General features: G+C 65.5%; 19 protein-coding genes. 5 read left to right on the top strand and 14 right to left on the bottom strand.

The window, feature by feature from the left end; translation table 11 throughout:
* Positions 1-306: 306 nt before the first annotated feature.
* The 5 genes from WN72_RS22890 to WN72_RS22870 form a co-directional block, all read right to left on the bottom strand.
* Complete coding sequence (locus tag WN72_RS22890; protein ID WP_092216179.1) at positions 307-972, bottom strand: cell envelope biogenesis protein TolA; 666 nt, start codon at positions 970-972, stop codon at positions 307-309.
* Positions 973-1272: 300 nt separating this feature from the next.
* Positions 1273-1680, bottom strand: a complete 408-nt coding sequence (locus tag WN72_RS22885) for a VOC family protein (RefSeq protein ID WP_051377908.1) — start codon at positions 1678-1680, stop codon at positions 1273-1275.
* A 66-nt stretch (positions 1681-1746) separates the two neighbouring features.
* On the bottom strand, positions 1747-3153 hold the full coding sequence (locus tag WN72_RS22880) for an adenylate/guanylate cyclase domain-containing protein (protein ID WP_027557769.1): 1407 nt from the start codon (positions 3151-3153) through the stop codon (positions 1747-1749).
* 132 nt (positions 3154-3285) lie between these two features.
* The gene (locus WN72_RS22875) at positions 3286-4206 is read right to left on the bottom strand and encodes a DMT family transporter (protein WP_092216178.1); all 921 of its coding nucleotides are present in this window, start codon (positions 4204-4206) and stop codon (positions 3286-3288) included.
* A gap of 74 nt (positions 4207-4280) precedes the next feature.
* Positions 4281-4697, bottom strand: coding sequence for a nuclear transport factor 2 family protein (locus tag WN72_RS22870; RefSeq protein ID WP_092216177.1), 417 nt, complete (start codon positions 4695-4697; stop codon positions 4281-4283).
* Between the two features lie 108 nt (positions 4698-4805).
* Here WN72_RS22870 and WN72_RS22865 point away from each other — a divergent pair, with 108 nt between their 5' ends.
* On the top strand, positions 4806-5387 hold the full coding sequence (locus WN72_RS22865; RefSeq protein ID WP_208617496.1) for a bifunctional transcriptional activator/DNA repair enzyme AdaA: 582 nt from the start codon (positions 4806-4808) through the stop codon (positions 5385-5387).
* Positions 5388-5393: 6 nt separating this feature from the next.
* Here WN72_RS22865 and WN72_RS22860 read toward each other — a convergent pair whose 3' ends face one another.
* The 4 genes from WN72_RS22860 to WN72_RS22845 all read right to left on the bottom strand — a co-directional run bounded on the left by WN72_RS22860 (position 5394) and on the right by WN72_RS22845 (position 6733).
* Positions 5394-5540: a hypothetical protein gene (locus WN72_RS22860; protein WP_167336511.1), complete on the bottom strand. Its 147-nt coding sequence runs from the start codon at positions 5538-5540 to the stop codon at positions 5394-5396.
* 304 nt (positions 5541-5844) lie between these two features.
* Positions 5845-6099, bottom strand: coding sequence for a hypothetical protein (locus tag WN72_RS22855; protein WP_027557765.1), 255 nt, complete (start codon positions 6097-6099; stop codon positions 5845-5847).
* A gap of 148 nt (positions 6100-6247) precedes the next feature.
* Positions 6248-6451, bottom strand: a complete 204-nt coding sequence (locus tag WN72_RS22850) for a hypothetical protein (protein WP_027557764.1) — start codon at positions 6449-6451, stop codon at positions 6248-6250.
* Positions 6452-6562: 111 nt separating this feature from the next.
* Positions 6563-6733 (bottom strand): Flp family type IVb pilin, encoded by a 171-nt coding sequence (locus tag WN72_RS22845; RefSeq protein ID WP_084334171.1) that lies wholly within the window; start codon positions 6731-6733, stop codon positions 6563-6565.
* A 338-nt stretch (positions 6734-7071) separates the two neighbouring features.
* Here WN72_RS22845 and WN72_RS22840 point away from each other — a divergent pair, with 338 nt between their 5' ends.
* A complete protein-coding gene (locus tag WN72_RS22840; RefSeq protein ID WP_027557762.1) occupies positions 7072-8379 on the top strand; it encodes a hypothetical protein in 1308 nt (435 codons plus the stop codon).
* Positions 8380-8383: 4 nt separating this feature from the next.
* On the opposite strand, the gene pdxY is transcribed toward WN72_RS22840, so the two are convergent.
* The 3 genes from pdxY to WN72_RS22825 all read right to left on the bottom strand — a co-directional run bounded on the left by pdxY (position 8384) and on the right by WN72_RS22825 (position 10613).
* A complete protein-coding gene (gene pdxY / locus WN72_RS22835; protein ID WP_027557761.1) occupies positions 8384-9202 on the bottom strand; it encodes a pyridoxal kinase in 819 nt (272 codons plus the stop codon).
* 37 nt (positions 9203-9239) lie between these two features.
* Positions 9240-9881: an FMN-binding negative transcriptional regulator gene (locus WN72_RS22830; protein ID WP_092216176.1), complete on the bottom strand. Its 642-nt coding sequence runs from the start codon at positions 9879-9881 to the stop codon at positions 9240-9242.
* 87 nt (positions 9882-9968) lie between these two features.
* Positions 9969-10613 (bottom strand): TetR/AcrR family transcriptional regulator, encoded by a 645-nt coding sequence (locus WN72_RS22825; RefSeq protein WP_092216175.1) that lies wholly within the window; start codon positions 10611-10613, stop codon positions 9969-9971.
* A 97-nt stretch (positions 10614-10710) separates the two neighbouring features.
* Here WN72_RS22825 and WN72_RS22820 point away from each other — a divergent pair, with 97 nt between their 5' ends.
* The 3 genes from WN72_RS22820 to WN72_RS22810 all read left to right on the top strand — a co-directional run bounded on the left by WN72_RS22820 (position 10711) and on the right by WN72_RS22810 (position 12478).
* Complete coding sequence (locus WN72_RS22820; RefSeq protein WP_092216174.1) at positions 10711-11376, top strand: O-methyltransferase; 666 nt, start codon at positions 10711-10713, stop codon at positions 11374-11376.
* A 188-nt stretch (positions 11377-11564) separates the two neighbouring features.
* The gene (locus tag WN72_RS22815) at positions 11565-11909 is read left to right on the top strand and encodes a DMT family transporter (protein WP_092216173.1); all 345 of its coding nucleotides are present in this window, start codon (positions 11565-11567) and stop codon (positions 11907-11909) included.
* The gene (locus WN72_RS22810) at positions 11909-12478 is read left to right on the top strand and encodes a TetR/AcrR family transcriptional regulator (RefSeq protein WP_092216172.1); all 570 of its coding nucleotides are present in this window, start codon (positions 11909-11911) and stop codon (positions 12476-12478) included. The genes WN72_RS22815 and WN72_RS22810 overlap by 1 nt, the downstream gene beginning before the upstream one ends.
* A gap of 15 nt (positions 12479-12493) precedes the next feature.
* Here WN72_RS22810 and WN72_RS22805 read toward each other — a convergent pair whose 3' ends face one another.
* Both WN72_RS22805 and WN72_RS22800 read right to left on the bottom strand, forming a co-directional pair.
* Positions 12494-12817 carry a hypothetical protein gene (locus WN72_RS22805; protein WP_027557755.1) on the bottom strand — a complete coding sequence of 108 codons (324 nt, stop codon included), beginning with the start codon at positions 12815-12817 and terminating at the stop codon, positions 12494-12496.
* A gap of 75 nt (positions 12818-12892) precedes the next feature.
* Entirely contained in the window at positions 12893-13072 is a 180-nt protein-coding gene (locus WN72_RS22800) for a hypothetical protein (RefSeq protein ID WP_027557754.1), read from the bottom strand.
* Positions 13073-13170 lie beyond the last annotated feature (98 nt).

Below are 13170 nucleotides of genomic sequence, written 5' to 3'. Positions count from 1 at the left end.
GAGTTTTTCGCAAAACTCCTAATGTTCCACCGCCGCGTCCGCGACCGGCCGCCATGGTAAAGGATTTGCTCCCATCCGCGGCGGGGCGGTCGCATGTGGGCATTTCGCACGGCCTGAGCGAGCGCCTCGTCCTTCGAGACGACCGCTCCGCGGTCTCCTCAGGATGAGGCTAAGCAGCACTGCGCCGTTGAAACTGCTGCCGCACACTCCGTCGTCATCCTGAGGAGCCCGCCCAAGGCGGGCGTCTCGAAGGATGGCCGCAGGGAAGCCGCCTCCATACACGCCCCCCAAGCAACCCGCGCCCGCCTACTCCCGCGCGCGGCGCAGCGCGTCCTCCAGCTTCCGCCGTTGCTTGTCCCAGCGGGTCTGCTCGGCCTCAGCGCGTTCGTCGAGCGCGGCCCGCTCGGCCTCGATCGCCGCGGCGCGCGCCTCGCGCTCCCGCCTCGCCTCGTCCAGCGCGGCTTCGGCCGTGGCGACAGCCTTGTCCCGTCGCGCGCGCGCCTTGGCGCGGGCGTCCTCCTCCTTGCGGCGCTCGGCTTCGCGCCGCCGCTCCGCCTTCTCGAAAGCCGCGGCGGCCTTGCGCGCGGCCTGATCGTCGGCCTTGCGCGATGTCTTGGGTGCGGCCTTGACGGGACGCTTCTTCGCTTCCGCCCTGGGCTTGCGTTTGGGCCTGGACTTGGGACTGGCCTCGCCGTCGCCGAGATCGGTCGGCAACTGGGCGTTCTCGGTGAACGGATCGTTCGAGCCGACCGGGCGCCTCAGCACGACGCCGGGGCTTGCCATCGTCGCCGCGACGACATCAGGGTCCTCGGTCTCCTTCGCAACGCCCTGATGAAAGAGATTGGAGCTCGCGCCCCACGCCTCCAGCGCCGCCTTCATCGAGGGTGCGGCGACCGCCTGGTCGTAGAAGCCGAGCGAGGTCTGGTACGTCCTCAGTTTTCTCTGCGGTTTTTTCTTCGGCTTGCCTGGCATGTCGCTCCGCGGCCCCAGCGCGGCACAAGCTTCCGTCGCACCGGCGCCACCCTGGCATCATGCCCCTGTTTTGCCCGACGGGTCAAACGATATTTCGGTATCGCCGAAGTCGATCCGCGCTCACCGCCGCGACCCAGTCAATCGCATATGGCATCGGAGCTTTGGGCAGCCTGGCCCCCACGCCGTCATGGCCAAGCTCGTCCCGGCCATCCACGCCCTGCCCGGCGTTGAAATCCCGCTTGTTTTCTACTGTGCATGGGGTTGTTTTCGAACTTTTGCCGGACTCGCATCGCCACGACGCTACGCTTCCGCATCAAGCAGCGCGTCGTACCCCTTCGCGCTGAACGCCAAGAGACAAAACCCGTGCCCGAACGGATCGGCCAGCATCGCGATCCGCCCATAGGGCGCATCGCATGCGGGCACCTCAAGCACCGCGCCGGCGGCGAGCGCGCGCGCAACGGCGGCATCAACATCGTCAACGACGACGTCGATATGCAGCGGCGACCAATGCCGCTCGTAGCGACGGCGGTCACCGCCCGCGCCGATCGTGCCGGCCGCTTTGGTGAGCAGATACACCGGCGCCGGCCAGCCCAGCAGTTCGACGAAGTCGGAACCGAAGCGGCGTCCGACCGTCAGGCCGAACGCGGCGGTGTAGAAGGTCGTGGCAGCGGCGACATCAGGGACGTCGATGTTGAGGAGGATGCTCATGGCGGGCAGCGTAGCCCGGATAGCGCAACGCGCAATCCGGGATGGTGCCGCACCCGCAATTCGGACTTAGGGGATCTCGTACACCGACACCCGTTCCGCGATCCCGCTCAGCGCAACGCTGCGGCGGGTTGGAACGAGGCCGCCGGCCTCGAGCAGGTTGCGCGTCTCGGCATTCTCCACAACCTGCTCCGTCACCACGATCGAGCGCGAGGCGGCGAGGCCCTGGACGCGCGAGGCGATGTTGACGGTCTGGCCGAAATAGTCCTGCTGGCCATTGAGCGTGACCGCAAGGCACGATCCCTCGTGGATGCCCATCTTCAGCAGCAGCCCCTGCTGCTGGCGCTGCGCCCCGAGCTCGCTCATGGCCTCGCGCATACGGATCGCGGCGGCGATCGCCCGGTCCGGGGTCTCGAACGTCGCCATCACGGCATCGCCGATGGTCTTGACCACGGCGCCGCGCTCGGCGGCGATGATCTCCTGCAGCAGCCGGAAATGCTCGTTGACGAGATCGAAGGCGACGAGGTCGCCGACATGCTCGTAGAGGCCGGTGGAATCCTTCAGATCAGAGAACAGGAAGGTCAGGCTCAGGATCTTCAGGCGCTGGCCGATGGCGAGCGTCTCGGTGCGGTAGAGATCGCGGAAGGTCTGGTTGGTGAGCAGCCGCTTTGCGGTGAGGCTGGGCCTCCGCCGCGTCAGGACGGCATCGAGCCGCCCGTCCGCGACCCACACCGCCGGCAGCACGCGCGTATCGGTGCGGTTCTCCAGCGTGAGCCTGAGCGCGCCTGGCCGAAGCGTGACCGCATCGACCGGCACGTCGGCCTTGTTGAAGATCAGCGCCAGGTTCTGGCGCTCGCTGGTCTCCTCGCCCTTGACCTCGATGAACTGCGCCGTGTGCGTCACGGGATCGAACAGGATCAGCATGCCCGCTCGAATCTGAAGCGACAGGATCGCCCGCTCGCCCGGCGGCAGGTCGACGGCCTCGAGCGTGAGCTCGCGCATGAGCGCATCCACATCGGTGGGGAGGTCGATCGCCGAGCTCCAGAACACCTGGCGATAATATTCGGCGAGCGACAGCTCGTCGGCATTGTGGGCGGCGATCTTGCGCACGCGCGGGCTGACCGTGAAGGTCACCTCGACCAGATTGTCCAGCGTCGTCTCATAGCCCGCCGCGCAGAACGCGCAATGATACTGCGCGCTGTTGACGGTCTTCAGACTCTTGTTGGCGGAGAGCACGCCGGCGCAGCTCGGGCACATCACGCTCCAGGTCATCTCGAGGATGCCGAGCCCGACCGCGCGCAAGAGGGCGCCGATCACCTCTTCCTCATCGAGGCTGGCCTCGCCGGCCAGATGCAGCGGGTTGATCTTGGAGAGCGCATGGTCCGGCGCCTCCCGCACCATGCGCTCGATGAGGTCGACGACGTCCTCGTCGACCGACTGGCGCAGCACACCGAACAGCGTTTCGATCTCGCTCATGCAATGATTTTACCTGAAAGGGGGCGGCGCGGAAATCCGCGTCTCCCATAGCTATGCCGGCGACGGCGGGGCACAAGCACTAGCAGGCAATTGCCGCCTCACGATGACGGGAGGTTGATCGCTCGACGGGAATCAGCGCTGCCGCTGCGCCAGGTAAAATCCGCACAGCACCGTGCCAAGTCCCGCCAGCTGCAGCGTGGTCGGGGCCTCGCCGAGCAGCAGCCAGCCGACCAGCAGCGTCAGAGCCGGCACGATCGCCGGGAACACGGCGGCGCGGGCAACGCCGAGGCGCTGGACCGAGACGGCGTAGAGATAAAGCGCACCGGGACCTGCGAGCACGCCCTGCGCCAGCGCCTGGATGGCGTTCTCGCTGATGCCAATTGCTGCCAGTCGAGCGAGGCCGCCGGTGGCGAGGTAGACCGGCAATAGCAGCAGCGACAGCACGTTGATGACCAGCGCGGCCGAGACCGCGGAGACGCGCCAATGCCGCAGCAGCGCGCCGAAGCCGGCGAACATCAATCCGGTCAGCACGAAGATCAGGTCGCCCTGCACCCCGTCGGCCCCGATATGGCCGATCGATTCGGCACCGATCACGCCGAGCCCGCCGACGATGACCAAGGCGCCGATAAGACGCGAGGCTGAGATCTTCTCTTTCAGGAACACAGCCGCCAGCAGCAGTCCGCCGAGCGTGGCGCAAGAGGGCTGGATCACGCTGCCATGGCCGAGCGGCACGAACATGAAACCGGCATAGGAGATCAGCGCCATCACGGGGCCGCCGAGCACCATCAGCACGAGGCCCCTGCCCCAGCCGATGCCGCAGAGATCGGAGATGCCCGCGCGCAACACCAGCGGCAGGAACGCGATGCCCGACCAGACATAGCGATGCACGAGGAGATCGACCGGCGTGAAGCCGACCTTCAGCCCATGCCGCGTGCCGGCAAAGCCGAGCGCCCAGAACAGCGCCGCCGACAGGCCGCAGACGACGCCGAGCAGCGCCGGCGTCGCATCAGTCTTGTGAGTGAGAGCGTCAGCGCCGCTCGTCCGCTGATCCATGGGGAAGCCTTATGTCAGTGCGTGGTGAGGCTCAACCCACGCCGGTGCAGGGCTGGCACGCATCGCGAATGCCATCACCCCTCCTCGCCGAACACCATCCGCCATCCCTTGCGCGTATCCATGTATTCCCGGACCTCGCGGATCTTGTCGCCAGCCACCGTGAACACGAAGCAATAGTCGTTCTCGTAATGCCTGCCACTGGAGAGCGTCGCGCGCATCCGCTCCTCCACGATCACGATATCGCTGTCGGCATAGACGCCGCGAAAGGCGATATCGATCTCCGAGAACATCCTGTGCATCTCCTGCGCGATGAAGCGCGCGATCTGCTCCGCGCCGACCATGTGGTCGGTATGGTCGAGCGCAACCGCGGTGGCGTTGCCCTTCGGGGCGATCCATTCGGCGTCGTCGGTGAAGAGCGCGGCGATGCGATCCTTGTCGCGCGATGAAAAAGTCTTCCAGGCGTTGAGGACGACGTCTTTCGAACTGGTCACGATGCGATACCCCGGCTTGCGTTGAGGGCCGCGTTCTAAGCCGGTGCCCGCGCCGCGGCTCGCCACAATCGGACTCGGTCATCCCGCGGCTCTTCCCAGAGCGCCGGCATGCGCTATCATCGGGCCATGCTGAGTTTTGAAGACTGCAACACCGCGCGCCTGCGCCGGGATCCGCGCTATGACGGCCGCTTCTTTACGGCGGTGAAGACGACGGGCATCTATTGCCGCCCGGTGTGTCCGGCCAAGCAACCGCTGACGCGCAACGTCGTCTATTATCCGACGGCCGCCGCAGCCGAGGCCGCAGGCTTCCGGCCTTGCCTGCGCTGCCGTCCCGAGACCGCACCGTTCTGCCCGGCCTGGAACGGCACGCGCTCGACGGTGGCGCGCGCGGTGAAGCTGATCAATGAAGGTGCGCTGGACGAGAATTCGGTGGTGACGCTCGCAATGCGGCTCGGCATCTCCTCGCGGCATCTGGCGCGATTGTTCGAGCGCCATGTCGGCGCGACGCCGCAGCAGCTTGCGAAGACGCTACGCGTCCAGCGCGCCAAACGCCTGCTCGATGCCGGCGATCACACCATGACGGACATTGCGTTCCAGGCCGGCTTCGGCAGCCTGCGCCGCTTCAACGCCGCCTTCGCCGAGCTCTACGGGAGATCGCCATCGAGCCTGCGTTCATCGAAGAATGCGTAGCCGGCTTTAGAAAAATCCGGGGCTGAGATCGAGCCCGTAGGTCAGGCTCAGCACGAACACGAACAGCGCGGCGGCTGCGAACAAGGCGAGATGCTTGACGATGAATTCACGCGGCGAAGTACTTGCAACAACGGCTTTCTGCGCAACAGGCATGACGGCTCCGGTATGATTCCAGAATTGGCCGCTCAATATGCGGCGTGCGCATCAGGCGCCGCGATCTGCAAAACAAGTATTAAGAAGATCACACGCGTCTTGAACGGCCGTACACAATGACGGCATCGCACTTCCCTTTTCATCTCCGGATTCTCGATCCGCGCACGCAACACGAAAATTCGCTGTCGAGCGCCGCAAAGAAAAACCGCGCTCCAAATGGGAGCGCGGTTCCGGAGTGTCGCGCATCGAAGGCCGCGAATTCAACATCGCGACAGCGGCACGATGCGCGCGTGTCGCGTCAAGCTCAGCGCGCCGAGCCCGTGGTCACGGTCGCCGTCTTCACCTTGCGCGGGGTCAGGACGCTGACCTGGAGCGCCGTCACGCTGGTGGCGGGTGCCGTCACCTGCTGCTCGACATTCTTGGCGCCGAGCACGCGGACCTGCAGGGGCGAAGCCGGAATGCCATTGGCCTCGTAGGCCGGCAATTCGCCGGCGAAGGTGGCAGTCGAGCCCGCGATGGCGAGGGCGGCAACTGCGATCGACAAAGTCTTCTTGTTCATGGTGATGCTCCTGGAAGAAGTGCGGAGCACATGTAAGCCTGATTTGCTGCATTGCGATATGCATTGCTGCAACGCAATATCGCGCAACATGCATGGCGATATGCCTAACGCGCCCAATTCCCTAAGCGCGTTCCCTCCCAGCCCGAGGCTAACCACCCATCACGTTGCCCCAGCCGTCGAAAACATAGGCCTTCCAGACCACTGTTCCATCGCCCCGCAACCGGCTGGCCCGCCGGTAATCGTCGGCCTGATCGGCGGTCCAGGTGATAATCGTGCCCGAGACGCGATCATGCAGGATGGCGGGCTCGGAGGGATCGAAGGCGTCCATGGGACGAAGCGAGGAATGCGTCATGGCCGATCAACGCACACACGTCAGCAAGGTTGCCGCGACGTACCGGGCAAAACGCCGCGCTCCTCCACTCGTCATTGCGAACGCAATGACGAGAGAGCCTCGCGCAACGTTCTATTTCAACGCCGTTGCCAGCGCCTGCAGCTTTGCGACGAGATTGGTCCCGAGTGCGTAAATCACTTCGATGATGGCCAGCGCGATGCCCGCTGCGATCAAGCCGTATTCGATTGCGGTGGCGCCGGACTCATCGGCGGCGAAAGCGGCCAGCGTGGATTTCAATTTCACTATCGTGTCCTTCCCAACTCTACCGGACGTTGCCGGCACGGGAGAGATGCACCTGATCAATCCAAGATTGAGTAAATCCATCCGCTTCAATTTGTCGACAAAGAACCTTGAATTTGCGGGCCTTTTCCGGTGCTTCCCCACCCGAACTGCGATGGAACTCGCGTTGCTCTTGCGCAACACCCAGGCGAAAAGCCCAATGTAAGCCATTTGCGCCATTGCGCCGCCACATCGTCCCCCGAACAATCGACGCCGCTACATGCCTTTCCGTGCAAGACTGTTTGCATCAAGACTGTTCGGACAAGACGGGTTTTGAACAGAACCGTTTGGAGGCAGGGATCATGAACGATCGGCGGTCTCTTCTTGTGGCTGTCGCGTGCCCTTCGGCCGTGATGGCCGGCTGGCTGGCGCTCTCCCTCTCCGCCTACGCTCCAGCGCTCATCGAGAACAGCGGCGCCAATGCGGCCTCGGTGTCCCGTGCGAAAGATCTCATCCGTCTCGAGCTCGCCGATGTTCCGCACGCTGCGACCCTCGAGGACGGTATCGCGCTGACGGCCGACATCGCGGCGGCCGCTGCGGTCGCCCCACCAATCGCGGAACCAGCGGCGTCCGAGGAGCCCGCCCCGGCCGTCAAGCTCGCTTCGGCTGATCCGGCGCTGATCGTGCCGGCGGAACCGCCGCCCGCACCGCAGATTTCGCCGGAACCGGAGCCCGTCGTCAGCGAGGCTCCGCCTGCACCGGCGCCCGAGCCGGTCAAGATTGCCTCCGCCGATCCCACCGAGATCGTGACCACCGACGAACCGTCGCCCGCGGCAATTACGGGCGGACCCACCCCAGCCCCAAGCAAGGCATCGCCGCCGGCCGACACCGTCGCCGTGCTCGACGAATGCTTCGTCATCGACGCCTGCATCGACCGCTATCTCTGGGCGCTCTACCAGCGCACGCCCAAGGAAGACTCCATCAAGGTGCAGGAGCGCCGCGCCGTCTCCATCAAGCGCAGGGGCAAGACGGTCACCGTGATGCGCAGCTTCACCAAGCTGGTCGACGAGGATTTCGGCTGGAAGGACCCGAAGGCGGCCGAGCACGCCGGCATGTCGATGATGGACTATGTCATCGGCGGCATGGACAAGAGCTTTAAGCGAAAACTGTTCCGCACGCTGCTCGCCGCCGAAGCCGCCGGCCTTTCGCCCGGTATCACCAGCGCGTTCCGCGACGACTATCGCCAGTCAATCGCGAGCGGCCTGAAAGCCGCCTCCGATCGCTCCTATCACGGCGGCAGCACGCGCGGCGGCTACGGCCACGGCATGGCGGCCGACATCGTCAGCACCCAGGGCAACAATCGCGCGCAGCGCTGGGTCTCGACCGAAATCCTGTGGAAATGGGTCGACGCCAACGGCAAGGCGCTCGGCGTCGGCCGGCCCTATCTCGACCGCGATCCGCCGCATGTCGGCCCGATCGACGGCAAGGAATACATTTCGAAGCGCGGCGGCGCGAGCGACCGCAAGGAAGCCGCGAACACCAAGTCCAAGAAGGCGCGGGCTGTGGCCAGCACCAGGCCATCGAAGGCGAAGGCGCATGCTGCGCGCGAGCAGAAGAGCTCGGCCAAGCCGCAGAAGTCGGCGCAATCCGCCAGTAAGCGCGCGACCTGACTCGTTACGATTTGGGCTCCGGTATCGGCAGCGGCACGAGCCGCATCTCGGCGGTGCCGGCATCCTGTGTGCGTACCAGCACCGCAAAAATAGTGTCGACGGCGAGCCGTACTGCCGCGTCCATGGCCAAGCCCTTCGCCAGATGCGCCGCAATCAGGCCGGTGAGGAGATCGCCAGTGCCGTAGGGACGGATCGGCAGACGCGGCGTCGCAAAGCGCGACAACTGACCATCCGCGCAGAGGATCGTCTCCACCTGCCCGGCTGGCGTATCGGCGAGCGTGCAGCCGGTAGCGACGACATCGATGCGGCTGGTCCCCGCGAGAGCCGCGCACGCTGCGCGCAGACCCTGCGCGTCCCCAATCTTGATGCCCGACAGCAGCTCGAGCTCGAACTGGTTCGGCGTGGTGGTCTTCGCGGCCGGCAGCAGCCGGTGCCGCACCACGTCCAGAATGCCGTCGGCGACATAGACGCGGCCATCGTCGCCGATCACGGGGTCGCAGAGATAGACCAGCTTGGAATTGCGCGTGAGCGCCCGTTCGACGAAATCGGCGATCACGGCGGCGTTGCCGACCGAGCCGAGATAGCCGGTGACGAGCACGGCGGCCTCCTCGACGAGACCGCGCTCCTCGACACCCCTCAGCAGATCAGCGACGAGCTCGGTCTCCAGCACGCGTCCGCGCAGGGTTGGATAGCGCGGATGGTTTGACAGCAGCGTCGTCGGTACCGCCGCGACGTTCACGCCCTCCGCCTGCATGGCATAGGCGGCCGCGCTGTTGCCGACATGGCCGTGGACCACCTGGCTTTGAATGGAGATGACGAGCATGCGGAGGTCCGTACGGTCAAATGCTGAATGTGGCAAGCTATCGGAGCTCATACCCGAGCTCCGGCCGTAGCGCCTTCATCTTGCGTGCCAGCCGCCGGTGTCCGCTCTCCTGCGAGCGCGCCAGCTGGTTTGCCACGGCGACATGGTCCGCATCGGGCTTGTGCTGGTTGAGCTTGGCTTGCCCCTCGATCTGGTCCACCACGATATCGACGACGCAGATCGCAGCCAGCATGCTCTCGCGCTTGCCGCCCTCCATCTGCGCGAGATCCCAGGGCTGTTTCGGAAGCCGCGCCTCAGAGGCCGCCAGCAACGCATCGCCATGTCCGCGGTTCTGATCCAGCCCGCGCAGATGCGCCACGCCCGAAAGATGCACGGCCTCGTAAAGCCAGGTCGAGACGTTGTCGCGTGAGGAATACCAGTCGTTCGAAATGTAGGCATCATCGCCGGCGACGATCAGCAGGAAGCGCCTGTTGCCGTCCGCAAGCGACACAAGCGGATTCTTCGCAGTGAAATGGGCCTGCACGATCGCGCATCCGTCACGCTCGCACAGCACGAACGGCACGTGCGAGGCGCGCGGGCCGCGCTCATCCGCCGCCACGATCACGCCGAAGCCGCGCCTTGCGGCAAATTCCAGCGCGCGCTGCTCCTCGATGCGGAATTGGGGACGGAGGACATGCATGGCGGCGCTCGGGCTGGACGAAGGACGATGCGAGGCTAACCCAATATCCCCCCGAGTCCGAACGATATTGGGCCGCAAATGCGGATGTCAGGAATGATCGCGGCCTCGCGCGAGCTCCGCGAGATAGGCGCAGAACATGTCGGCCAGCCCGTCGGCATGACGCGCGATCTCGGTCTCGCTGCGCGGCGTCTCCGAGAACCGCTTGCCGACCTCGCTCAATGTCGTCGTGATCAGCTCGCCGGCGAGCTCGCGCGTCGCATCCGAGACCTTGGGCAATGCCTCCCGCATGAAGGCCGCGACAATGCCCTCGCCCGCGGCCCGCGCGTCCTGCGCCTCGGGCGCGTCGCGATAGAGCGGCTCGGCGTCGCTGAGCGCCGTGCGGATCGCCGCCTCCTCGCATTCGGAGCGGATGAAGGCATGGACCAGCGCGCGCAGCCGAGCCAGGGGCGGCGTCGCGCGGTCTTCGAGAATGCCGCGCAACATCTCACTCGTACGCCGCCACTCGTCGCTCTGGAGGCGAAACAGGATCGCGGCCTTGTTCGGAAAATATTGGTAGAGCGACCCGACGCTCACCCCGGCCCGCTCCGCCACCCGCGCCGTGGTGAAACGTTGCGCGCCCTCCTTCGCCAGGACCTGAACAGCGGCATCCAGAATGGCCGCCACCAGCTCGGTGGAGCGGGCCTGTTGCGGCTGTTTTCGTGAGGAAACTGAACGGCTTCGACGGTCGGCCATAGCACACCCTGGCAATGCGAATAGGAAATGCGACGAATTAGTCGTATTTCAGACTCCGCGCAAGCACGCGCTTTCCCACCGATCCCGGAGACCTCGAATGACCACCCCGACCATCACATCGCTTGCGCCGCTGCTGGACCGCCTGTTTCTCGAGGCCGAAGCCGCAAGCGATGCAACGCAAGCCGCCGTCGCCGACCTGTCCGATGCCGACCGGGCACGTATGATGCGGAGCAAGACCGATTATGCCGAGCTCTATGGCCGGCTGAAGGACGCACCGCTCGCGGTGTCGCGCGAGACCGGCATGCTGCTCTACATGCTGACGCGCAGCTCCCGCGCCGAGGCGATCGTCGAGTTCGGCACCTCGTTCGGGCTGTCGACCCTGCACCTTGCCGCGGGCCTGCGCGACAATGGCGGCGGCCGTCTCATCACCAGCGAGTTCGAGCCGTCCAAGGCCGTGCGGGCGCGGGAGAACCTGTCGGCCGGCGGCCTGATCGATCTCGTCGAAATCCGCGAGGGCGATGCGCTGAAGACGCTTCGCACGGATCTGCCCGAGACGATCGCTCTCGTGCTGCTCGACGGCGCCAAGGCGCTCTACCCGGAGATCCTGGATCTGGTCGAAGGCCATCTCAGGCCGGGCGCGATCGTCGTCGCCGACAATGCCGATTTCAGCCCCGACTACCTCGCACGCGTGCGCAGGCCCGGCAGCGGCTACATGTCCACGGCCTTTGCCGACGACGTCGAGCTCTCCGTGCGGATCAACTGACGCGCGCCGGAGCCGCTGCGACCATTCGAAGCCGCCGCACGATCATCGTGCGGCGGCTTCGTGCCGTGTTCCCCGCCTGTCGCAGGCGCGTCACTCACTCGTGATAGCTGGTCCAGCCAAAAGCCATGTTCCGCGTGCTAAACATACCTACCGCGCGGTATCTTTCGAGCAAAAACACCTGATTGACCATGACCTCCGCCTTCAACGCCTATGCTGCCCTTGCCCTCGCCATCGTGTTCGAGGTCACGGCGTCCGCCCTCCTCCAGCAGTCCGCGCAGTTCACGCGGCCGTGGCCGACGTTGGCCATGGTGCTGTTCTACGTCGCCTCGTTCTACGCGCTGTCGGTGGCGATCCGGGTCATTCCCCTGAGCATCGCCTATGCGATCTGGGGCGGCGTCGGCATCATCCTGACCGCCACCGTCTCCTTCGTGCTGTTCCGCCAGATGCTGGACGCCGCGGCCTTTGTCGGCATCGCGCTGATCGTATCGGGGGTCGTGGTCATCAACCTGTTCTCGGAGACCACGGTGCATTGATGGCGGAAAGCGCCTACACCCGCGCCAAGCAGCCCGAGCAGGTGCGGCGCGCCCTGCTCGATTGCGCCGCGGCGATCGCCATGGACCATGGCGTGTCGGGCGTCACAGTACAGGCGGTGGCGGCGGCCGCCGGCGTCACCAAGGGCGGGCTGTTTCATCATTTCGGCAGCAAGCAGGCGCTGATCGAGGGGCTGTTCGCCGACCTCCTTGCCCGCGTCGATGCCGAGATCGACGCCGCCATCGAGACTGATCCCAAGCCGCGCGGCAGCTTTACACGCGCCTATGTCAATGCGGTGTTCACCGGCAAGGCATTCGGATTCGCAACGCCCTGGGCGGCGCTGAGCATGGTCGTCGTCACCGATCCGTCATTGCGCCGGCTCTGGAACGACTGGATGAAGGCGCGCCTGAAGCGCCATCGCGCGACTGACGCAACGCCCGAGCTCCATGTCGTCCGCCTCGCCGCCGACGGCGCCTGGCTGTCCTATGTCACGACGGGACAAACACGGATGAACGCCGACCTTCGCGCCGTGCACGATCGCCTGATCGCGCAGACCTATCGGCGCACGTAGCGCATTCGATCCGGGCTACGGGCTCTGAACCGGCTTTGGCGGACGCGACGCCGACTTGGAAGGCTTTGCGCGAGGCTTCTTGCCCGCGGCGTTTGGCGGCGGTTCATCGACGGATTGCAAATAGGCAGCGAGCGCCTTGGCGGAGTCCGGGCTGGTCGCGTAATGGTCCTTCAGGAACCAGGCGAGAGTTACACTGAAGCGCCCTTTCGCCAATCCCCGCGGGCTGCGGTGACAGGTGGCGCAGCCGTCAGCGAAGAGTTTTGCGGGCGGTTTGCCGGCGTCGAGATTTTGCGCGGACGCGACCGTCGCCGTCAGTGCCGCAGCGGCTGCGAGAGTCATCAAGGGCGCGATTATCTCGCGCCCCGTTCGAAATACCGTCGTCAAATCCAGTCGTCCCCTAGCCGCGTTGCGCAGTCACGCCGCCAACAACTGATCGAATTCGGGCGGAGTATACGACTTGCCGTCCTGGTCGGTGATGACAACCTGCCATCCCTCGCTCGCCCACACCCTCGCCTTCGCCACAATCAGCAACCGGCTCTCGCGGGCAAAACTGCACTTCTCGTTGTCGCGTTCTGCGACCATCTTATAGGCCAATGCGCATCCCCTTGCGTTGCCCTGCCACCCGTCCCCGTCGTGGCAGCGGGCTTTGGCGGCAATTCGCCAGGAGCGTGGCAATTTGGTGCCATCCACGG

It is taken from the genome of Bradyrhizobium arachidis (assembly GCF_015291705.1).
GTDB lineage: Bacteria > Pseudomonadota > Alphaproteobacteria > Rhizobiales > Xanthobacteraceae > Bradyrhizobium > Bradyrhizobium arachidis.
The sequence above is the reverse complement of the archived record's forward strand: the minus strand, read 5'-3'. Positions and strand labels throughout refer to the sequence as shown.

What these genes read in the sequence shown, in the direction of transcription:
- WN72_RS22890 (WP_092216179.1), bottom strand. Translation starts at nt 972, where the DNA reads ATGCCAGGCAAGCCGAAGAAAAAACCGCAGAGAAAACTGAGGACGTAC.
- WN72_RS22840 (WP_027557762.1), top strand. Translation starts at nt 7,072, where the DNA reads ATGAACGATCGGCGGTCTCTTCTTGTGGCTGTCGCGTGCCCTTCGGCC.
- WN72_RS22850 (WP_027557764.1), bottom strand. Translation starts at nt 6,451, where the DNA reads ATGACGCATTCCTCGCTTCGTCCCATGGACGCCTTCGATCCCTCCGAG.
- WN72_RS22810 (WP_092216172.1), top strand. Translation starts at nt 11,909, where the DNA reads ATGGCGGAAAGCGCCTACACCCGCGCCAAGCAGCCCGAGCAGGTGCGG.
- WN72_RS22875 (WP_092216178.1), bottom strand. Translation starts at nt 4,206, where the DNA reads ATGGATCAGCGGACGAGCGGCGCTGACGCTCTCACTCACAAGACTGAT.
- WN72_RS22880 (WP_027557769.1), bottom strand. Translation starts at nt 3,153, where the DNA reads ATGAGCGAGATCGAAACGCTGTTCGGTGTGCTGCGCCAGTCGGTCGAC.
- WN72_RS22860 (WP_167336511.1), bottom strand. Translation starts at nt 5,540, where the DNA reads ATGCCTGTTGCGCAGAAAGCCGTTGTTGCAAGTACTTCGCCGCGTGAA.
- WN72_RS22885 (WP_051377908.1), bottom strand. Translation starts at nt 1,680, where the DNA reads ATGAGCATCCTCCTCAACATCGACGTCCCTGATGTCGCCGCTGCCACG.
- WN72_RS22830 (WP_092216176.1), bottom strand. Translation starts at nt 9,881, where the DNA reads ATGCATGTCCTCCGTCCCCAATTCCGCATCGAGGAGCAGCGCGCGCTG.
- WN72_RS22820 (WP_092216174.1), top strand. Translation starts at nt 10,711, where the DNA reads ATGACCACCCCGACCATCACATCGCTTGCGCCGCTGCTGGACCGCCTG.
- pdxY (WP_027557761.1), bottom strand. Translation starts at nt 9,202, where the DNA reads ATGCTCGTCATCTCCATTCAAAGCCAGGTGGTCCACGGCCATGTCGGC.
- WN72_RS22865 (WP_208617496.1), top strand. Translation starts at nt 4,806, where the DNA reads ATGCGCTATCATCGGGCCATGCTGAGTTTTGAAGACTGCAACACCGCG.
- WN72_RS22805 (WP_027557755.1), bottom strand. Translation starts at nt 12,817, where the DNA reads ATGACTCTCGCAGCCGCTGCGGCACTGACGGCGACGGTCGCGTCCGCG.
- WN72_RS22815 (WP_092216173.1), top strand. Translation starts at nt 11,565, where the DNA reads ATGACCTCCGCCTTCAACGCCTATGCTGCCCTTGCCCTCGCCATCGTG.
- WN72_RS22855 (WP_027557765.1), bottom strand. Translation starts at nt 6,099, where the DNA reads ATGAACAAGAAGACTTTGTCGATCGCAGTTGCCGCCCTCGCCATCGCG.
- WN72_RS22825 (WP_092216175.1), bottom strand. Translation starts at nt 10,613, where the DNA reads ATGGCCGACCGTCGAAGCCGTTCAGTTTCCTCACGAAAACAGCCGCAA.